Source organism: Pseudomonas sp. Yb2C2, from assembly GCF_052112325.1.
GTDB lineage: Bacteria > Pseudomonadota > Gammaproteobacteria > Pseudomonadales > Pseudomonadaceae > Aquipseudomonas > Aquipseudomonas marginalis.
Map to the genome: position 1 here is coordinate 366,288 of NZ_JAVAJK010000002.1, position 18,998 is coordinate 385,285.

An 18,998-nucleotide genomic window follows, 5' to 3' on the forward strand; every position below is an offset into this window, starting at 1 on the left:
TAGGAGCGAGCTTGCTCGCGAAAAACCCGAGAGCGCCACGTACATCCAGACAACACGCGTTATCGTTGACGTTTTTCGCGAGCAAGCTCGCTCCTACAGTGGGGTGTTTTCCAGGTGGTCAAGCAGACGCGGATCAAGGGGATCCAGCGGCCGGCCGAGCATGGCTTCAGCTGCCTGCCACAGTTGATCCAAGCCGCTCGCCAGTGCCTGTTTACCGGTGGCGCCCAACAGCAGATAAGACGCGCCCTGGAAGTCTTCGACCTTGAGCCGGAACACCGCCAGCACCTGGTTGATCGCGGCGATACGGCGCAGGCGTTCGCGGCGCCTGGGCAATTCATCACCCAAGGGGTCGCTCCAGTGCAGGTCTTCGCCGAGCAATCCGCAGAGTCCGCACATGGCTACACCCCGCTCATGGCATGACATCGCCGGAGTTCGGGCCCAGGGTCTGGCCGACGAACAGGTTGCCGCCGGGTTCACTGGCCAGCAGCACGGCGGTGGGCGCCACTTCGTCCGCCAGGCCGAAGCGACCCAGGGGTAGCTCCTTGGCCTTGGCGCGCTTCCAATCGTCGCTGATACCGCCCACTAACGGCGTCTCGATCGGGCCGGGGGCGATGGCATTGACCAGCACATTGTCCTTGGCCACCTCCAACGCCAGGGACTTGGTAAAACCGATCACTCCAGCCTTGGCGGCCGCGTAGTGAGTCAGTTCGGCGCCGCCCTTGATACCCAGTTGCGAAGCCACGTTGATGATCCGTCCCCAACGCTGCGCGAGCATATGGGGCAAGGCACGTTGGCTGGCGACGAACACGCTGGTGAGGTCGACGCGCAGCATGTCGTTCCACATTTCGATGGACAGGTCGACGCAACGCGCCTGGGTGAGCATCCCGGCATTGTTGACCAGGATATCGATGCCGCCGAAGTGGTCGACGCAACGGTCGACACTGGCCTGGGCGCCTTCGACCGTACCCACATCGGCCACGCACTCGACCACCTCGGCGCCCAGGTTACGGCAGGTGATCGCGGTTTCGGCGAGGCTGGCGGAGTTGCGGTCGGCCAATAACAGGCGCGCGCCTTCAACGGCATAGGCGCGGGCGATGGCGGCACCGATGCCGCTGCCGGCGCCGGTGATCACGGCGCGGCGGTCAGTCAGTTGGAACATGTTAAATCTCCTGAAGCAAACACAGTTTCAATGTGGGAGGGGGCTTGCTCCCGATAGCGGTGGTTCAGTTAGAACTGCTGTGACTGACCCACCGCTATCGGGAGCAAGCCCCCTCCCACATTTGGATTGAGTACATCAGTCAGTCGGGCCAGCGTACGGTCAGGCCGCCGTCGATAACGATGCTCTGCCCGGTCAAATAGCTCGACGCTTCACTGGTCAAGAACTGCACCAGCGACGCCACTTCATCCGCGCGCCCTACCCGCCCCAACGGAATCGCCCGCGCCGCTTTTGCCAGACCTTCCGGACCCAGCGAGTTCTTCGCATCCAGCGACTGCGGCGTCTCGATCAACCCCGGGATCACCGCATTGCAGCGAATGCCCAGGGGCGCCAATTCCACCGCCAGCGAACGGCACAACCCCGGCACACCGGCCTTGGCCGCAGCGTAATGGCTGTGGTCGTGCCAGCCATACACGCCGCCGGCAATCGAAGAGATCGCCACCAGCGCGCCGCCTTCGTTCATATGCCGCGTCGCCGCGCGGAAGGTGCGCATCACCCCGGTCAGGTCGACATTGAGCATCTCGTTCCATAACTCGTCGGTCATTTCCAGCAGCGGCGCACGGCGCAGCAAACCGGCGTTGGCCACCGCGTAATCCAGCCGACCGAAATGCTGTACCGCCTGTTCGGCGAGGGCGTCCACCGAGACGGTATCGCCCACGTCCAGCGGCAACATCAGGCACTCGCCCCCCGCCTCTTCCACCAACGACACGGTGGTGCCCGGGTCGTGGGGATCGGCCGGGTAATACCCGCCCACCACCGCCACGCCACAACGTGCATAGGCCACGGCGAGGGCTTGGCCGATTCCACTGGCGGCGCCGGTAATCAAGGCAACTTTACGGCTCATCGAACTCTCCTTACTGAACGGTTTCCGGACGCACATGGCGGGCGGCAAACATCAGGGCGCCGGACAAGAAGCACGGCAGCGCGCCGAACCACAGCGCGGCGGTCTGCCAGTCACTGCCGGCGGACAACACCTGGGTCGCACCAAAGCCCGCGACCACGGCACCAATCGGGCCCATGGCATGGATGATCGCGCCGCCGGTGGCGCGGATGCTGGTGGGGAAACTTTCACTGATAAAGAACAGCGCCGCCGAGTACGGCCCGATCAGGAAGAACAGGCCCAGGCTGTACAACCCGACCACCATCGGCATATTGCTTGGGCCAAACAGCATGCCGGCAAACGCCAGGCCGCCAAGCATCCAACCCAGGCCGATCACATTGCGACGGCCGATCTTGTCGCCCATCCAGCCGTGGCTGAGGTAGCCGCAGTAACCCACCAGGTTGGACAGCACGAGGATGATCAGCGAGTTCTCGAACGAGATGTGGTGCACGCTGACGATCACCGAGGTGCCGAGCACGCTGAACACCTGGATCGCTGCCCAGTTGAGCAGCAGCGCAGCGCCGATCACCAGGGTGGCGCGACGGGCCGGGCCACGGAAGGCCGCCTTGAGGCCGGCCTTGCTGTGTTCGTCGTAGTCCACACCGTAGGTCACGGCAACGTTTTGTGCTTCTTTCACCGCGCCGCTTTTACGCAACTGACTGATGCGCTGGTGGATCTGGAACTGCGGGCTCTCCTTGAGCTTGCGCGCCATGATCGCGATCACCACCGCCGGGATCGCGGCGAAGATGAAGCAACCCTGCCAGCCGATGATCGGCAGCAACAGCGCGGTCAAGCCGGCGGCGATCAACGCACCGACCGGCCAGCCGCCCTGCACGAGGCTGTAGATGAAGCCGCGGCGCTTGGTCAGTCGCGGGTCTTCCGAGGCGCCATACAGCTCGGTCAAATAGGTGGCGTTGACGGTTTCTTCGGCATACCCCAGGCCGCCCAGCGAACGAATCAGAATCAGCGGCGACTTGCCCCACGCCCCGCCAATGGCGGTCAGCGCCGAGCACAGTGCGGAACCGGCCACGGTGAAAATAATCCCTTTGCGCCGCCCCAGCTTGTCGACGATCGGCCCGATGGCCAAGGCAACCACGGCGGTACCCACCGCCACCCAGGTCGCGATTTCAGCCTGCTCCACTTCACCCCAGCCGAAGTGTCGGCCGATCTCCGGCAGCAAGGTGCCGAACAGGATGAAGTCGTACACCGCAAACACCCAGGCGAAAAACGCGATCCAGGTGGCGAAGCGCACTTCCTGGGACGTCAGTTGCCGGGGTTTCCAGCCAGTCAGGTCAAGCTTGTTGTAGATGGACATAATCGCGCCTCGGGAGGTGGAGTGGGCTTTCTGTAGGAGCGTGCTTGCTCGCGAAAATCGTCAACGATGACGCGGGCATCCTGAATGCACGCGGTGCTCTCAGGCTTTTCGCGAGCAAGCTCGCTCCTACAGGGTTGGGATCAGGTACGCGGTTGGCGGCGGATAAAGTCGTCGGCGATTTCGTCGAAGGTGACGAAGCGCACGCCGGCATGGCTCTGGATGTGTTCGATCAAGCGTTCAAGCATCAGCAGCACTTGCGGGCGGCCGGACACGTCGGGATGGATGGTCATGGTGAATACCGCGTGTTCGTGCTCGCGGTAGACCCAGTCGAACTGGTCGCGCCACATTTCTTCGAGGTGGCGCGGGTTGACGAAGCCGTGGCTGTTGGGGGCTTTCTTGATGAACATCATCGGCGGCAGGTCGTCGAGGTACCAGTTGGCCGGGATCTCCACCAGATCGGTTTCTTCGCCGCGCACCAGGGGTTTCATCCAGGTGTCGGGGTGCTGGCTGTAGTCGATCTTGGTCCAGCTGTCGCCCTTGCGCACGTAGTAGGGGTGGAAGTCGTTGTGCATCAGGCTGTGGTCGTACTTGATGCCTTTTTTCAGCAACAGCTCGTTGGTGACCTTGCTGAATTCCCACCACGGCGCGACGTAGCCGGTGGGGCGTTTGCCGGTGACTTGGGTGATCAACTCGATGGATTTATCGAGGACGATTTCTTCCTGCTCGGCGGTCATCGCAATCGGGTTTTCGTGGCTGTAGCCATGCACGCCGATTTCGTGGCCGGCGTCGGCCACGGCCTTCATCTGCTCGGGGAAGGTTTCCATCGAGTGGCCGGGGATAAACCAGGTGGTGCGCAGGCCGTAGCGCTCGAACAGTTTGAGCAGGCGCGGCGCACCGATTTCACCGGCGAACAGGCCGCGGGAGATGTCGTCGGGCGAGTCTTCGCCGCCATAGGAACCGAGCCAGCCGGCGACGGCGTCGACGTCGACGCCAAATGCACAGAGGATGTCTTTAGCCATGGTGTGTCTCCTTAAAAGTTAAGTACGGACTCGACGGACAAGGCCGCGCGCAACAGCCGCGCGTCTTCTCCGCTCGGGGCGCTCAGCAGCAGCCCGGTGGGCAGGCCCTGGGCATCGCGGCCACTGGGTAAGCTGACGCCTGGCATGTCGAGAAAGCTGCCGGGCATGGTCAGGCGCAGGGTGGCGAGGTTGGTTTTGACGAACAGTTCGTCGTCGGCCTCAAGCGGTGCCAACGCCGGGGCGACATGGGCGACGGTGGGGGTGATCAGGATCGCGCCGTCAAGCGCGTCGAGCAGTTGCTGTTGCAGGCGACGGCGTGCGTCGGTCAGGTGGATCAACTGGCTGGCCGGCAATGCGCGCGCGGCTTCAAGGCGGCGGCGCACACGGGGGTCGAGGTGTTCGGCGTCAGCACTGTCGAGCAGGTCCTGGTGCAGGGCGAAGGCTTCGAACGCGCCGAGCCAGCCTTGGTGCTTGATCAGGTCCAGGGTGGCCTGGAACGGGGTGCTTTCACGCTCTTCAATCAGCGCACCGTCCGCCTTCAGTCGCTCAACGGCGCGCAGCAGGTTGTTGCGCACGGCAGGCTCCACGTCAGCTAGCACACCCTGTTCCAACACAAAACGCTGCCCTTTCAGGCGACGGGCACTGTGCTGCCGGGCACGGCCATGGAGCAGGTCGTCGATGGCCAAGGTATCGCGCACGCTGCGGGTCAACGGGCCAAGGCTGTCGAGGGAACGGGCCAGGGGAAACACACCGTCGCGGCTGTAGCGTCGGCTGCTGCTGCGGTACCCCACCAGGCCGTTGAGCGCTGCCGGAATGCGGATGGAGCCAGCGGTGTCGGTGCCCATGGCGATCGGCACGATACCGGCCGCAACCGCCACCGCCGACCCGGACGACGAGCCGCCGGGAATGCGCGCCTGGTCCGTGTCATGGGGATTGTGCGGCGTGCCGAAATGCGGGTTCAGGCCCAAACCGGAATAGGCGAGTTCGCTGAGGTTGGTCTTGCCGACGCTGACCATCCCGGCACGGCACAACAGGCCCACGCTGGGGGCGTCGAGCAACGCGGCGGGCGCAGTACGGCGGTAAGCGGCGCCGGCGGTGGTGATGCTGCCGGCTACGTCGAACAGGTCTTTCCAGGCCAGGGGCACGCCATCGAACACGCTCAAGGGCTGGCCGGCACGCCACCGGGCGGCGGACGCTTCGGCTTCACGGCGGGCGCGCTCGGCCGTCAGGGCAATAAATACGCTGGTCGAGCGGCTCGCTTGATCGAGTGCCTGCTCAAGGACTTGCACCGGGTCGCTGCGACCGCTGGCGAAATCCTCGGCCAGTGAAGTGGCGTCTGACATCAGGGAAACCTCATAAAACGTACATATTAATAAAATGTACATTTTACAAAGGCAGCTTTCGTGCCAGTCTCTGCGTAGCGCTCTTGGCGCGATTACGCATTCTTACCCAGAGCTACAGGATAGATGGTGTTGATCGATGGAAAAAAATCTTGCGCCACGGTTACGAAGCGTCCTCAATGAAATAATGTATCTTTTATTAATAAGTACATTTTGGTGCAGAAAAGTAACATTCCTACATTCAAGGCCCCAAAAAAGTGCCACCGACGTGGCGCAGAGTGACAGGCGCAACTTATGAGAGAATCCCCGGCCATCGTCCTACATGCCTTTGAGAAATCGATGAAAGCAGTGTCCGCCTCGGCCTCCCGTTACGCGATGATTCACCAGGTGTTGCGCGACGCGATCGTCAATGGCACCGCCCGCCATGGCCTGGTATTGCTGGAAGCGCCCCTGGCCGAGCTGTTCGGCACCAGCCGCGTGCCGGTGCGCAAGGCGCTGGACCTGCTGCACGCTGAGGGCTTGATCTGCCGTTTCAACGGCCGGGGCTACCTGATCAACCCCGACGGCCTGGCCATGGAGCCGTTGCGCCTGCCCTTGAGCCATGGGCACCTGGGCCTCAATGGCGAGGCCGAACTGGTGGACACCCGGCCGCTGGGCGAGCGCATCGTCGAGGAAATCGGCGCGGCGCTGTCCACCTGTATCGCCTTTGGCCATTACCGCCTGGATGAGCAAGCCGCCGCCGACCACTACGGCGTCAGCCGCGCGGTGGTGCGTGAAGCGCTGATGCGCCTGCGCGACCGCGGCCTGGTGGAAAAAGAGCCCTATTCCCAATGGCTGGCGGGGCCCTTGACCGCGCGGGAAGTCACCGAAGATTACGAACTGCGCGCCTGCCTGGAACCCGAAGCCCTGCGCCAGAGTGCCCCGAACCTCGACCGCGACATGCTGGAAGCCATGCTGCAGCGCGTGCTGGATGCCCAGGACAGCCCCCAGTGCAGCCTGGAAGCCATCGAGCAGATCGAAGAGGACCTGCACCAGCGCTGCCTGGCCGGCCTGCAAAACCGCAAGATTGCCGCGCTGATTCGCCAGGGCCAGAGCCCGATGATCATCAGCCGGATTTTTTACCGATTGCTGGGGATCGGCGCTGATCCGGCGATGCTTGCCGAACATCGATTGATTCTGGAGCTGCTGCTGCATGGCGCATTCGATGCGGCGGCGTTGAACCTGCGCGAGCATTTGCAGCGGGCGCGGCAGCGGATGTTGCAGCGCCTGAAAGTGCTCTCGGTGCTGCCAGAACAGCCACTCCCCGCCTACCTCCACAAAATCAGCTGACCCATATTGACCAATGTCGCCGCAGTAATTTCCTGCAATATGTTGCTATCTCACCCCCACCATTGAAACCACTGCTACCCCGCCCCATCTAAGCTGCATACTTCCTTATGCAGGTGCCCCATGAGCGACCAGCAAGAATTCCCTGATTACGACCTCAACGATTACGCCGACCCCGAAAACGCTGAAACCCCTTCGTCCAATACCGGCCTGGCCCTGCCTGGGCAAAACCTGCCGGACAAGGTCTACATCATCCCGATCCACAATCGGCCGTTCTTCCCGGCGCAAGTGCTGCCGGTGATCGTCAACGAAGAGCCGTGGGCCGAGACCCTGGAGCTGGTGAGCAAATCCGACCATCACTCCCTGGCCCTGTTCTTCATGGACACGCCGCCGGAAGATCCACGCCATTTCGACACCTCCGCCCTGCCGCTGTACGGCACCCTGGTGAAGGTGCACCACGCCAGCCGCGAGAACGGCAAGCTGCAATTCGTCGCCCAGGGCCTGACCCGCGTGCGGATCAAGACCTGGCTCAAGCACCACCGCCCACCGTACCTGGTGGAAGTGGAATACCCGCACCAGCCGAGCGAGCCGACCGACGAGGTCAAGGCCTACGGCATGGCGCTGATCAATGCGATCAAGGAACTGCTGCCGCTCAACCCGCTGTACAGCGAAGAGCTGAAGAACTACCTCAACCGCTTCAGCCCCAACGACCCGTCGCCCCTCACCGACTTCGCCGCCGCGCTGACCTCGGCCACAGGCAATGAGCTGCAGGAAGTGCTGGACTGCGTGCCGATGCTCAAGCGCATGGAAAAAGTCCTGCCGATGCTGCGCAAGGAGGTGGAAGTCGCGCGCCTGCAAAAAGAACTCTCCGCCGAGGTGAACCGCAAGATCGGCGAACACCAGCGCGAGTTCTTCCTCAAGGAACAGCTCAAGGTCATCCAGCAGGAACTGGGCCTGACCAAGGACGACCGCAGCGCCGACGTCGAACAGTTCGAGCAACGCCTGGAAGGCAAGGTGCTGCCGGCCCAGGCGAAAAAACGTATCGATGAAGAACTGAACAAACTGTCGATCCTCGAAACCGGCTCGCCGGAATACGCCGTCACGCGCAATTACCTGGACTGGGCCACCTCGGTGCCCTGGGGCGTGTATGGCGAGGACAAACTCGACCTCAAGCACGCACGCAAGGTGCTGGACAAGCACCATGCCGGCCTGGATGACATCAAGAGCCGCATCCTCGAGTTCCTCGCGGTGGGCGCCTATAAAGGCGAGGTCGCTGGCTCCATCGTGCTGCTGGTGGGCCCGCCGGGCGTGGGCAAGACCAGCGTGGGCAAGTCCATCGCCGAGTCCCTCGGGCGGCCGTTCTATCGCTTCAGCGTCGGCGGCATGCGCGACGAGGCCGAGATCAAGGGCCATCGCCGCACCTACATCGGCGCCCTGCCGGGCAAGCTGGTGCAGGCGCTCAAGGATGTGGAAGTGATGAACCCGGTGATCATGCTCGACGAGATCGACAAGATGGGCCAGAGCTTCCAGGGCGATCCGGCTTCGGCACTCCTGGAAACCCTCGACCCGGAGCAGAACGTCGAATTCCTCGACCACTACCTGGACCTGCGCCTGGACCTGTCCAAGGTGCTGTTCGTGTGCACCGCCAACACCCTGGACTCGATTCCCGGCCCGCTGCTGGACCGTATGGAAGTGATTCGCCTGTCGGGCTATATCACCGAAGAAAAAGTCGCCATCGCCAAACGCCACCTGTGGCCAAAACAGCTGGAAAAAGCCGGCGTTTCGAAAAACAGCCTGAGCATCAGTGACGGCGCCCTGCGCGCACTGATCGACGGGTACGCCCGTGAAGCCGGGGTGCGCCAGCTGGAGAAACAACTGGGCAAACTGGTGCGCAAGGCGGTGGTCAAGCTGCTGGACGAACCGAACTCGGTGATCAAGATCGGCAACAAGGACCTGGAAAGCTCCCTCGGCATGCCGGTGTTCCGCAACGAACAGGTGCTGTCGGGTACCGGCGTGATCACCGGCCTGGCCTGGACCAGCATGGGTGGCGCGACCCTGCCGATCGAGGCGACCCGTATCCACACCCTCAATCGCGGCTTCAAGCTCACCGGGCAGCTGGGTGAGGTGATGAAAGAGTCCGCCGAAATCGCCTACAGCTACATCAGCTCCAACCTGAAGTCGTTTGGCGGCGATCCGAAGTTCTTCGACGAAGCCTTCGTGCACTTGCACGTACCGGAAGGCGCCACGCCGAAGGACGGCCCGAGCGCCGGGGTGACCATGGCCAGCGCGCTGCTGTCCCTGGCGCGCAATCAAGCGCCGAAAAAAGGCGTGGCCATGACCGGCGAACTGACGTTGACCGGGCATGTGCTGCCGATTGGCGGGGTACGCGAGAAGGTGATTGCGGCGCGCCGCCAGAAGATTCACGAGCTGATTTTGCCGGAGCCCAATCGCGGCAGTTTTGAAGAGTTGCCGGAGTACCTGAAGGAAGGCATGACCGTGCACTTTGCCAAGCGCTTTGCGGATGTGGCGAAGGTGCTCTTCTGATACCTCATTAGCCCGAGTGGGCCCCTGTGGTGAGCAGGCTTGCCCTGCGTTGGGCTGCGCAGCAGCCCCGAAACTGACGACCCTGTTCTTTCAGAAAGAATGGGGGTCTTTTTAAGAGGGGCTGCTTCGCAGCCCAACGCAGGGCAAGCCTGCTCGCCACAAACGGCACCCGGCAGCCCTCTTGTCACACCTTGTCTCATCTTCGGTTATGCTCGGTCTTCGTCGCCAAACAACGGAGCCCCCATGATCGCCGCCCGCCTGCTTCTCCCCCTGAGCCTTTGCCTGCTCGCCGCCTGCGCCAGTGCGCCGAAGCAAAACGTCACCGTGGACAACCAGAGCGCCTGCCCGCTGCAACTCAAGACCGGGCAAAACCTGATCCTCACCCTGCCGAGCAACCCCACCACCGGCTACCGCTGGGCCATCCAGGATTCCGCCGGCGGCGTATTGCGGGCCCTGGGCCCCGAGGTGTACAGCAGCTCGGAATCCGGTGTAATCGGCGGCGGCGGCCAGTCCACCTGGCGCTTCCAGGCATTCACGGCCGGCCAGGGTCGTTTGCGCCTGACCTCCCAGCAACCCTGGGAACCGGAAGCCGAGCCCGCAGAGACCTTCGATTGCGCCATTACGGTGAACTGATATGCCATGGCTGATTCTTGCGTTGATGGGCGCAGGCACCTTTATCTACGGCCTGAGCACCCATGCCACGTTGCTGTGCCTGCTGGTCAAGCCGCTGCCGGTGCTGGCGCTGCTGGGTTGGCTGCATGATGCGCCGCCGACCGACTATCGACGCTGGATCAGCCTCGGGCTGATTTTTTCCCTGGCCGGCGATGTATTGCTGGCCTGGCCGGGCGACCTGTTTATCTTCGGCCTCGGCGCTTTCCTGTGTGCCCACCTGGCCTATCTCAGAGCCTATTTCAGCGACTGCCGCCGTCTGGCGCTGCTGCCGTTGGCGTTGGCGCTGGGCGTGGGCGCGATCCTGCTGGGCATCCTGATCTCCCACGGTCTTGGCGAACTGCTGGTACCGGTGGTGATTTACGCACTGGTGATCAGCGCCATGCTCTGGCGCGCGCTGGCACGTGTGGGCAGCGATGTACCGAAACGCTCGGCGCTGCTGGCGGCGGCTGGCGCGGTGTCGTTTGTGTTTTCCGACACGCTGATCGGCATCAATCGGTTTGTGCTGTCATTCGACGCCGCGCCGTATTTGTTGATCGTCACCTACTGGCTCGGACAGTGGGGCATCACCGCCTCGGCTTTCCATCAGACAACCCGCGCACACGAGGGCCAACTTGGCTAAAATGCCGGCCTTTCCCCTTCGTCGCCGGAACAACCGTGAGCAAAGAACCCGATCGCCTATTCGCCCAGCCCCTGCCCCAGGTGCCGGACTTCGCCTTTAACGAGGACGTGGTGCGGGTGTTCCCGGACATGATCAAGCGTTCGGTGCCCGGTTACCCGACGATTGTCGAAAACCTCGGCGTGCTTGCAGCGCAGTTTGCCCAACCACACAGCGTGCTCTACGACCTGGGCTCGTCCCTGGGAGCGGTGACCCAGGCCTTGCGCCGTCATGTGCGCACCGACGGTTGCCGCGTGATCGCGGTGGATAACTCGGCGGCCATGGTCGAGCGCTGCCGCGAATACCTCAATGGCCAGGACTCGATGTTCCAGGAGCTGCTGCCGGTCGAGGTGATCGACGGCGACATCCTCGCGCTGCAGTTCCAACCGGCCTCGGTGGTGGCGTTGAACTTCACCCTGCAATTTATCGCCCCGGATGAGCGCCTGGCGTTGCTCGGGCGTATCCGCCAGTCGTTATTGCCCGGCGGCGCACTGATCCTTTCGGAAAAGCTGCGCTTCAACGACCTGGAAGAACATGCGCTGCTCACCGACCTGCATATCGCGTTCAAACGCGCCAACGGCTACAGCGAACTGGAAATCGCCCAGAAGCGCAGCGCCATCGAAAACGTCATGAAGCCCGACAGCCTCGAAGAACACCGCGAACGCCTGCTGGCGGCCGGGTTTTCGAAAGTCGTGCCGTGGTTCCAGTGTCTTAACTTTGCCTCGTTGATTGCCTTGCCATGATTGATCTGTCCCCCCTCGCCCGCCATCTGGTCGGTACCCCCCTGGCTGTATGGGCCCAAGGCCTGCAAGCGCAGCTCGATAGCAAGATGGAAAAGGGTCATGGCGACCTGGAGCGTTGGCAGAGTGCCCTGGACGCGCTGCCCAAGATCCAGCCCAGTGAAGTCGACTTGCTCAATGGCCTGGTGCTGGACACCGATTGCGACGACGCCACCCGCGCGCAGATGCACACCGCGCTGATGGGCTTGAGCCCGTGGCGCAAGGGCCCGTTCCACCTGTTCGGCGTGCATGTGGACACCGAATGGCGCTCGGACTGGAAGTGGTCGCGTGTGGCCCCGCACCTGGACCTGAAGGGCAAGCGTATTCTCGATGTCGGTTGCGGCAACGGTTACTACATGTGGCGCATGCTCGGCGCCGGGGCCGACAGCGTGATTGGCGTCGACCCGAACTGGCTGTTCTTCTGCCAGTTCCAGGCCGTACAGCGTTACCTGTCCGAACCCAAGGCCTGGCACCTACCGTTCCCGTTTGAAGACCTGCCGGCGAACCTGGAAGGCTTCGACACGGTGTTTTCCATGGGGGTGTTCTATCACCGCCGCTCGCCGATCGAGCATTTGCTGGCGCTGAAGGACACCTTGGTCAAGGGCGGCGAACTGGTCCTGGAAACCTTGGTGGTGGAAGGCGACCAGCAACAGGTGCTGGTTCCGGAAGACCGTTATGCGCAGATGCGTAACGTGTGGTTCCTGCCCTCAGTGCCGGCGTTGATGCTGTGGCTGCGGCGTGCCGGGTTCAGTGATGTGAGGTGCGTGGATGTGAGCGTGACCACGGTGGAGGAACAGCGCGGGACGGCGTGGATGAAGTATCAGTCCCTCAGCGACTTCCTCGATCCACAGGATCACAGCAAGACGATTGAAGGGCTGCCGGCGCCGATGCGGGCGGTGATCATCGCTAAAAAGTAAGCCCCCAAACTCCCTGAAAAAATGAAGTGTTCTTTAGAGCGGGGGCTTGGCTCGGCGGGCCTTGAAGAATTCGCTCAACACCGTGCCGCACTCCTCGGCCAGCACCCCGCCTTCAAACAACACCCGATGGTTAAGAAACCCTTGGGTAAAAAACTGCCCCTGGCTTTGCACGATCCCCGCTTTCGGCTCCAACGCGCCATACACCACCCGCGCGATGCGTGAATGCACGATCAGCCCGGCGCACATGCTGCACGGTTCCAGGGTCACGTACAGCGTACTGCCCGGCAGTCGGTAGTTGCTGACAGCGTGCGCAGCGGCGCGAATGGCGACCATTTCGGCATGGGCGCTGGGGTCATTGCCGCTGATCGGGCAGTTGAAGCCGCGGCCGATGATTTCACCGTCCTGCACCAGCACCGCGCCCACCGGCACTTCGCCCAGCGCCGCGCCTTGGGCGGCAAGGGCCAGGGCTTCGCGCATGAAATCCTGGTCGCGGCTGCGGTCGATGATCGCCGTGGGGCGAAACTGGCGCATTACGCCACCTCGATGGCGGCCATCAGGCCGGTTTCCATATGGTCGATCACGTGGCAGTGGAACATCCACACCCCGGGGTTATCCGCCACCAAGGCCACGCGGGCGCGTTCGTTCTTGCCCAGCAGGTAAGTGTCGGTGAAATACGGGATCACCTTGTGGCGGTTCGAGGCGATCACCTTGAAGCTCATGCCGTGCAGGTGGATGGGGTGCTGGTACTGGGTCATGTTCTTCAATTCGAAAATGTAGCTCTTGCCTTTTTCCAGCTTGGCAATCGGGCGGTCGGCGCAGGTCTTGTCGGTGATGTCCCAGGCCTGGCCGTTGATCTGCCAGAGGCTCGGCGGCTTGCCATTATCGACATTCACCGACACTGAACCGACCCACTCGAAATTGAAGTTGAGTTTCTCCGCATTGGCCAGGTCCGGCTCGGCAATCGGGTTGGCGGGCAATGCCGGGGGCCATTCGGTCGGTGCATCGGCGTTGACGACTGAGCGGAAAGTGCCCAGGCGCACCGGGCCGTTACGGATCGACAGTTCTTCGCCCGCCGGCGGCGCCTTGATCGCGAGGCAGATGCGCATGCCCGGACCCAGCCAGTATTCCTTGCCCAGCGGGCGCGGTTCGACAGGGTTGCCGTCCAGCGCGTAGATCTGCGCTTCGACGTCGGGGATGTTGATGCGATAGGTCAGGGTGTTGTCGAGGTTGAGCAGGCGCACACGGGTGATCTGCCCGGCAGGCAGGTCGATCACCGCCTGGGATACGCCATTGATCGTCGACAACCGCCCGGCCGTGCCCCCGCGCGCGGCCTCACGGGGAATGCTGAAGGCGACAAAGGCGCCCTCTTCGTCCACATGCCAGCTCTTCAGGCTCAGGGTGCGTTCGTGCTTGAACCCGGTGGGTTCGCGTTCTTCGATAATCAGCGGGCCGACCAGGCCGCGGCCGAGTTCTTCGCTGCTGTTCACATGGGGGTGGTACCAGTAGCTGCCGGCGTCGGGCACGCGGAATGTGTAGTCGAAGTATTCGCCGGGCAGCACCGGCAATTGCGAGACGTAGGGCACGCCGTCCATTTCCAGCGGCAGGCGGATGCCGTGCCAGTGGATCGTGGTGGCGACCGGCAGGTGGTTGATAAAGCGCACCCGCAGCCACTCACCCTGGCGCACCCGCAACTCGGTGCCCGGTGCCGAAGGGCCGAAGGCCCAGGCCTGGGTCTTGTGCCCCGGCACCAGTTCTACGTCGAGCGGCGCGGCGATCAGTTCGTAATCATGCCCCGCCTCGGCTTCAGCGACTTTCCCCAGCCAGTAGCGGTAGGCGCCACCGGCACCGACGCCCACTACGGCCAGGCCTGCAAGACCACCCAGGATTTGTCGACGGGAAAAGGATCGGGACACAACAACCTCACGTATCTGCCGCAGGCACAGGGCCTGCAAAGGGCAGATACGATACACCTGCATTGGCTAAACAGTAAGGCTTCGCATGTGAGAGGGGGCTTGCCCCCGATAGCCATAGGTATCTACACATCTTTGGTGAAAACCTACCCTTAGCGAACGAGGCCCTTGTGGTGAGCGGGCTTGCCCCGCTCACCACAGGGTTTTGTGCCTGCCTCTAAGAGTTGTGTAGATACCTATGCCCCGATAGCAGTGTGTCAGCCACTACCTTTATGGCTGATACACCGCTATCGGGGGCGAGCCCCCTCCCACATTGGATTTTCAGTGTTTTTTAGGGCTTGGCGGCGGCCAGGATCAGGGCCTTCATCTCGGCAACCGCGCCTTTGAAACCGACGAACAGCGCGTGGGCTACCAGCGCGTGGCCGATGTTCAGCTCGTTGATGCCCTTGATCGCAGCCACTGCTTCGACGTTGTGGTAGTGCAGGCCGTGGCCGGCGTTGACGATCAGGCCTTCATTGAGGCCGCAGTTCACACCGTCAATGATGCGCTGCAGTTCATCCGCCACTTCGGTCGGTGTGGTGGCGTCGGCGTAACGGCCGGTGTGCAGTTCGATGGCCGGCGCGCCGACACGGCGGGACGCTTCGATCTGACGTTCGTCGGCGTCGATGAACAGTGACACTTCGCTGCCGATCTTCGACAGGCGCTCCACCGCGGCCTTGATCCGCGCTTCCTGGCCGGCCACGTCGAGGCCGCCTTCGGTGGTCAGTTCCTGGCGGGTTTCCGGGACCAGGCAGATGTGCGCCGGGCGAATGCGCTCGGCGAAGGCCATCATTTCTTCGGTGACGCCCATCTCGAAGTTCATGCGGGTTTGCAGCACGTCCTTGAGCAGCAGCACATCGCGCTCCTGGATGTGGCGGCGGTCTTCGCGCAGGTGCACGGTGATGCCGTCGGCACCCGCTTCTTCGGCGTCCAGCGCGGCCTTGACCGGGTCAGGGTAACGGGTGCCCCGGGCCTGGCGCAGGGTAGCGACGTGGTCGATGTTGACGCCAAGAAGAATGCGATTGCTGGTGGTCACGGAAGCGCTCCTGAAAAGGGGAAGAAACGCTGCACAGCATACACGGGGATGTCAGGGCTTTCGAAACAACTCGCGACTGACCAGCGGCCGTCCGCCTAAGTGCACGGCCAGGGCCTGGCGCATCAAGCGCTTGGCGGCGGACAAGGCACCGGGGGCGCTCCAGTCGGCCTCGCTCATGGCCAGCAGCTCGGTGCCCTGGAACAGTCCCGGTTGCAGCAGGTACACACGCTCCAGGCCCGCATCCACCTGCAGGCGATACATGCCGTCGGCGGCGACGGGGTCGCCGTGCAGGTCGTTGTGCAGTTCGAAGCCGTAGCCCAGGTCGTCGAGCAGGCGCCATTCGAAGGCGCGCAACAGCGGCTCCAGGGGGCGGCCCTCGGCCAGGGCCAGCAAGGTGGCGGCGTAGTGATCGAAGACCGCCGGGTGCGGGTCTTCGGCGGGCAACAGGCGGATCAGTAGTTCATTAAGGTAGAGGCCGCTGAACAGTGCATCGCCATTGAGCCAGGCGGACGTGCCGACGCTTTCCAGGCGGCCGACGTTCTTCAACTCGCCCTTGCCGCGAAACTCCACGTCCAACGCCACGAAAGGTCGCGCCAATGTCCCCGCCTTGCCCCGCGCGCTACGCAACACCGCGCGCAGGCGGCCTTGGGGCGTAAGGAAATCCACCAGGGCGCTGGTCTCGCGGTAGGCGCGGCTGTGCAGGACGTAGGCGAGTTGGCTGGTGGGTTGGGATTGGGACATGGGTTCTCTATCTTGAAAACAACACAAACCTAATGTGGGAGGGGGCTTGCCCCCGATGGCAGTGTGTCAGTCATTTATTGGTTAACTGACCCACCGCTATCGGGGCATAAGTATCTACACAACTTTTTTCAGCGGCCTGTGGCGAGGGAGCTTGGGCCCGTGGCGGCCTTCGGGCCGACCATGTCGTTGGATTTGACCGAGTACATATCCGTTGCTGCGGTAACGGCCACTTAGGGTTACGCCCTTACGGCGTGTCACTTTTGTAAAGGCACAAAAGTAACCAAAAGGCCTTCGCCCCAACACTCGGCACCTCGCTTAGGCTCGGTGTGCCCGAACGCAGGCTTTGGAGCGTGGGCCGCCGCGATGGGCCATCCATGGCCCAGCGCGGCTAACCCGGCGTCCTGCCGGGTTACCCACGGATTCAAGCCTGCGTTCGGCCAGCGTGTTTGACGGGGCGATCCCAAATCAAAAACAAGACGAGGCGGCCTTAAAGCCGACCTGATCTTTGAAGCGTACGCGGTGTGGCTTCTACTTCCTTAACCGCTGACGAAGTCAGCCATCTTTTGATCTGCTCTGGCTCTGGCTTTTGATCTTGATCTTGATCTCAGGCGCCCCGTTAACCACGCGGGCCGAACGCAGGCTTGAATCCGTGGGTAACCCGGCAGGACGCCGGGTTAGCCGTCCTGGGCCAGGGATGGCCCATGACGGCGGCCCACGGATTCAAGCCTGCGTTCGGGCATACCGAGCCTAGGCGAGGTACCGAGTGGTGGGGCGAGAGCCTTTTGGTTACTTTTGGGCTCTTCCAAAAGTGACCCGCCGTAAGGGCGGAACCCTAAGTCGCCGTGACCGCAGCAACGGATATGTACTCCCCCAAACCCCAAAAAGCGGTCGGCCCGAAGGCCGCCACGGGCCCAAGCTCCCTCGCCACAGACCACGGAAAATTGTGTAGATATCCATGGCTATCGGGGGCAAGCCCCCTCCCACATTTTTTGCCCTGCGGTGTCCTTACAGGTCGCCGTAGCCAAGGGAGCGTAACGCACGCTCATCATCGGACCAACCACCCTTAACCTTCACCCACAGGTTAAGCATGATCTTGGAATCGAACAGCAATTCCATGTCCTTGCGCGCTTCGGTGCCGATGCGTTTGATGCGCTCGCCCTTGTCGCCGATGATGATTTTCTTCTGGCCGTCACGTTCGACGAGGATCAGCGCATGGATATGCAGGGTCTTGCCCTGCTGCTTGAACTCTTCGATTTCAACGGTGATCTGGTACGGCAGCTCGGCGCCCATCTGGCGCATGATTTTCTCACGCACCAGTTCGGCGGCGAGGAAACGGCTGCTGCGGTCGGTGATCTGGTCTTCCGGGAAGAAGTGCTCGTTCTCCGGCAGGTAGCCGGCGATCACGCGCTCCAGGGCTTCGAGGTTGTGGCCGTGCTGGGCCGAGATCGGCATGATCTGGGCGTTCGGCAGTTGCTCCTGCAGCCAGCTCAGGTGCGGCATCAGCTCGGCTTTGTCTTCGATGCGGTCGGTCTTGTTCAACGCGACGATCAAAGGGCCGGTGACGTACTGCACACGCTCGAGAACCATCTGGTCTTCGTCGGTCCACTTGGTGCGGTCGACCACGAAGATCACCACGTCCACGTCTTTCAACGCCGCCGAGGCCGTCTTGTTCATGTAGCGATTAAGGGCTTTCTCGCCGCCCTTGTGCATGCCCGGGGTGTCGACGTAGACCGCTTGCACGCTGCCTTCGGTCTTGATGCCCAGCATGTTGTGGCGGGTGGTTTGCGGCTTGCGCGAGGTGATTGCAAGCTTCTGGCCGAGGATATGGTTCAGCAGCGTGGACTTGCCCACGTTCGGGCGGCCGACGATGGCAACATAGCCACAGCGTGTTGCGGTTGAATCAGTCATGGCCATTCTCCACGCCCAGGGCAATCAGTGCTGCAGCGGCCGCTACCTGTTCGGCAATGCGACGGCTCACACCCTGACCTCGGCTTTTTTCATTCAGTAAGGTGATTTCACATTCCACGAAGAACACGCGGCAATGGGGCTCACCCTGGATATCCACCACTTCGTAGCGTGGCAGGTCGCAACCGCGCGATTGCAGGAATTCCTGCAGTCGGGTCTTCGGATCCTTGTTGGTGTCGACCAGCGTGAGGCTTTCGATCTCGGAGGTCAGCCACGCGGTGACGCGCTCCTTGGCCGCTTCCATGCCTGCATCGAGGTAGATCGCGCCGATCAATGCCTCAAGCGCATCGGCCAGGATCGACTCACGGCGGAACCCGCCGCTCTTCAACTCACCGGAGCCGAGGCGCAGGTACTCACCCAGGCCAAAACCACGGGCCAGTACGGCCAGGGTCTCGCCCTTTACCAGGCGTGCGCGTAAACGCGACAGCTGGCCTTCACGGGCTTGGGGAAAGCGCTCGAACAGAGCTTCACCGGCGACGAAATTGAGGATGGCATCACCGAGGAATTCCAGGCGTTCGTTGTTACGCCCTGCAAAGCTGCGGTGTGTGAGGGCAAGGACCATCAATTCCTGATCCTTGAAGGTGTAGCCGAGCTGGCGCTCGAGACGACTTAGAGAAACGGTCACGGTTTACCCATATCTGTGT

Annotated in this window: 18 protein-coding genes; 6 read left to right on the top strand and 12 right to left on the bottom strand. The window is 62.6% G+C overall.

Features of this window, described 5'->3' with window-relative positions; genetic code table 11:
• Positions 1 to 93: 93 nt before the first annotated feature.
• The 6 genes from Q8X51_RS03915 to Q8X51_RS03940 form a co-directional block, all read right to left on the bottom strand.
• Positions 94 to 396, bottom strand: a complete 303-nt coding sequence (locus Q8X51_RS03915) for a hypothetical protein (protein WP_065926584.1) — start codon at positions 394 to 396, stop codon at positions 94 to 96.
• 13 nt (positions 397 to 409) lie between these two features.
• Entirely contained in the window at positions 410 to 1,159 is a 750-nt protein-coding gene (locus tag Q8X51_RS03920) for an SDR family NAD(P)-dependent oxidoreductase (protein ID WP_137211515.1), read from the bottom strand.
• A 139-nt stretch (positions 1,160 to 1,298) separates the two neighbouring features.
• Positions 1,299 to 2,060 carry an SDR family NAD(P)-dependent oxidoreductase gene (locus tag Q8X51_RS03925; RefSeq protein WP_065926586.1) on the bottom strand — a complete coding sequence of 254 codons (762 nt, stop codon included), beginning with the start codon at positions 2,058 to 2,060 and terminating at the stop codon, positions 1,299 to 1,301.
• 10 nt (positions 2,061 to 2,070) lie between these two features.
• The gene (locus Q8X51_RS03930; protein ID WP_065926587.1) at positions 2,071 to 3,411 is read right to left on the bottom strand and encodes an MFS transporter; all 1,341 of its coding nucleotides are present in this window, start codon (positions 3,409 to 3,411) and stop codon (positions 2,071 to 2,073) included.
• A gap of 140 nt (positions 3,412 to 3,551) precedes the next feature.
• Positions 3,552 to 4,430, bottom strand: a complete 879-nt coding sequence (locus Q8X51_RS03935; RefSeq protein WP_003234086.1) for a polysaccharide deacetylase family protein — start codon at positions 4,428 to 4,430, stop codon at positions 3,552 to 3,554.
• Positions 4,431 to 4,441: 11 nt separating this feature from the next.
• The gene (locus Q8X51_RS03940) at positions 4,442 to 5,773 is read right to left on the bottom strand and encodes an amidase (protein WP_065926588.1); all 1,332 of its coding nucleotides are present in this window, start codon (positions 5,771 to 5,773) and stop codon (positions 4,442 to 4,444) included.
• A 336-nt stretch (positions 5,774 to 6,109) separates the two neighbouring features.
• Here Q8X51_RS03940 and Q8X51_RS03945 point away from each other — a divergent pair, with 336 nt between their 5' ends.
• The 6 genes from Q8X51_RS03945 (at position 6,110) to cmoB (ending at position 12,663) form a co-directional block, all read left to right on the top strand.
• Complete coding sequence (locus Q8X51_RS03945; protein WP_065926589.1) at positions 6,110 to 7,099, top strand: GntR family transcriptional regulator; 990 nt, start codon at positions 6,110 to 6,112, stop codon at positions 7,097 to 7,099.
• A 120-nt stretch (positions 7,100 to 7,219) separates the two neighbouring features.
• The gene (lon, locus tag Q8X51_RS03950; protein WP_065926590.1) at positions 7,220 to 9,640 is read left to right on the top strand and encodes an endopeptidase La; all 2,421 of its coding nucleotides are present in this window, start codon (positions 7,220 to 7,222) and stop codon (positions 9,638 to 9,640) included.
• Between the two features lie 243 nt (positions 9,641 to 9,883).
• The gene (locus Q8X51_RS03955; RefSeq protein ID WP_065926591.1) at positions 9,884 to 10,273 is read left to right on the top strand and encodes a protease inhibitor I42 family protein; all 390 of its coding nucleotides are present in this window, start codon (positions 9,884 to 9,886) and stop codon (positions 10,271 to 10,273) included.
• A gap of 1 nt (position 10,274) precedes the next feature.
• Complete coding sequence (locus Q8X51_RS03960; protein ID WP_407693173.1) at positions 10,275 to 10,931, top strand: lysoplasmalogenase; 657 nt, start codon at positions 10,275 to 10,277, stop codon at positions 10,929 to 10,931.
• Between the two features lie 35 nt (positions 10,932 to 10,966).
• Positions 10,967 to 11,710, top strand: a complete 744-nt coding sequence (gene cmoA, locus Q8X51_RS03965; protein WP_065926593.1) for a carboxy-S-adenosyl-L-methionine synthase CmoA — start codon at positions 10,967 to 10,969, stop codon at positions 11,708 to 11,710.
• The gene (cmoB, locus tag Q8X51_RS03970; RefSeq protein WP_131698290.1) at positions 11,707 to 12,663 is read left to right on the top strand and encodes a tRNA 5-methoxyuridine(34)/uridine 5-oxyacetic acid(34) synthase CmoB; all 957 of its coding nucleotides are present in this window, start codon (positions 11,707 to 11,709) and stop codon (positions 12,661 to 12,663) included. The genes cmoA and cmoB overlap by 4 nt, the downstream gene beginning before the upstream one ends.
• 33 nt (positions 12,664 to 12,696) lie before the next feature.
• On the opposite strand, the gene tadA is transcribed toward cmoB, so the two are convergent.
• The 6 genes from tadA to rnc all read right to left on the bottom strand — a co-directional run bounded on the left by tadA (position 12,697) and on the right by rnc (position 18,979).
• A complete protein-coding gene (gene tadA, locus Q8X51_RS03975; protein ID WP_074844004.1) occupies positions 12,697 to 13,194 on the bottom strand; it encodes a tRNA adenosine(34) deaminase TadA in 498 nt (165 codons plus the stop codon).
• Complete coding sequence (locus Q8X51_RS03980) at positions 13,194 to 14,576, bottom strand: multicopper oxidase family protein (protein WP_137211518.1); 1,383 nt, start codon at positions 14,574 to 14,576, stop codon at positions 13,194 to 13,196. Before Q8X51_RS03980 ends, tadA begins: the two co-directional genes overlap by 1 nt.
• Before the next feature lie 328 nt (positions 14,577 to 14,904).
• Positions 14,905 to 15,648, bottom strand: coding sequence for a pyridoxine 5'-phosphate synthase (gene pdxJ / locus Q8X51_RS03985; RefSeq protein ID WP_090409006.1), 744 nt, complete (start codon positions 15,646 to 15,648; stop codon positions 14,905 to 14,907).
• 51 nt (positions 15,649 to 15,699) lie between these two features.
• Entirely contained in the window at positions 15,700 to 16,389 is a 690-nt protein-coding gene (gene recO, locus Q8X51_RS03990) for a DNA repair protein RecO (RefSeq protein ID WP_407693172.1), read from the bottom strand.
• A 1,005-nt stretch (positions 16,390 to 17,394) separates the two neighbouring features.
• Positions 17,395 to 18,297, bottom strand: coding sequence for a GTPase Era (gene era, locus Q8X51_RS03995; RefSeq protein ID WP_027604661.1), 903 nt, complete (start codon positions 18,295 to 18,297; stop codon positions 17,395 to 17,397).
• On the bottom strand, positions 18,290 to 18,979 hold the full coding sequence (gene rnc, locus Q8X51_RS04000; RefSeq protein ID WP_027604662.1) for a ribonuclease III: 690 nt from the start codon (positions 18,977 to 18,979) through the stop codon (positions 18,290 to 18,292). The genes era and rnc overlap by 8 nt, the downstream gene beginning before the upstream one ends.
• Positions 18,980 to 18,998: the final 19 nt, after the last annotated feature.

Coding starts and splice junctions, on each gene's coding strand:
- Q8X51_RS03915 (WP_065926584.1), bottom strand. CDS start 396: ATGTGCGGACTCTGCGGATTGCTCGGCGAAGACCTGCACTGGAGCGAC.
- Q8X51_RS03920 (WP_137211515.1), bottom strand. CDS start 1,159: ATGTTCCAACTGACTGACCGCCGCGCCGTGATCACCGGCGCCGGCAGC.
- Q8X51_RS03925 (WP_065926586.1), bottom strand. CDS start 2,060: ATGAGCCGTAAAGTTGCCTTGATTACCGGCGCCGCCAGTGGAATCGGC.
- Q8X51_RS03930 (WP_065926587.1), bottom strand. CDS start 3,411: ATGTCCATCTACAACAAGCTTGACCTGACTGGCTGGAAACCCCGGCAA.
- Q8X51_RS03935 (WP_003234086.1), bottom strand. CDS start 4,430: ATGGCTAAAGACATCCTCTGTGCATTTGGCGTCGACGTCGACGCCGTC.
- Q8X51_RS03940 (WP_065926588.1), bottom strand. CDS start 5,773: ATGTCAGACGCCACTTCACTGGCCGAGGATTTCGCCAGCGGTCGCAGC.
- Q8X51_RS03945 (WP_065926589.1), top strand. CDS start 6,110: ATGAAAGCAGTGTCCGCCTCGGCCTCCCGTTACGCGATGATTCACCAG.
- lon (WP_065926590.1), top strand. CDS start 7,220: ATGAGCGACCAGCAAGAATTCCCTGATTACGACCTCAACGATTACGCC.
- Q8X51_RS03955 (WP_065926591.1), top strand. CDS start 9,884: ATGATCGCCGCCCGCCTGCTTCTCCCCCTGAGCCTTTGCCTGCTCGCC.
- Q8X51_RS03960 (WP_407693173.1), top strand. CDS start 10,275: ATGCCATGGCTGATTCTTGCGTTGATGGGCGCAGGCACCTTTATCTAC.
- cmoB (WP_131698290.1), top strand. CDS start 11,707: ATGATTGATCTGTCCCCCCTCGCCCGCCATCTGGTCGGTACCCCCCTG.
- tadA (WP_074844004.1), bottom strand. CDS start 13,194: ATGCGCCAGTTTCGCCCCACGGCGATCATCGACCGCAGCCGCGACCAG.
- recO (WP_407693172.1), bottom strand. CDS start 16,389: ATGTCCCAATCCCAACCCACCAGCCAACTCGCCTACGTCCTGCACAGC.
- era (WP_027604661.1), bottom strand. CDS start 18,297: ATGACTGATTCAACCGCAACACGCTGTGGCTATGTTGCCATCGTCGGC.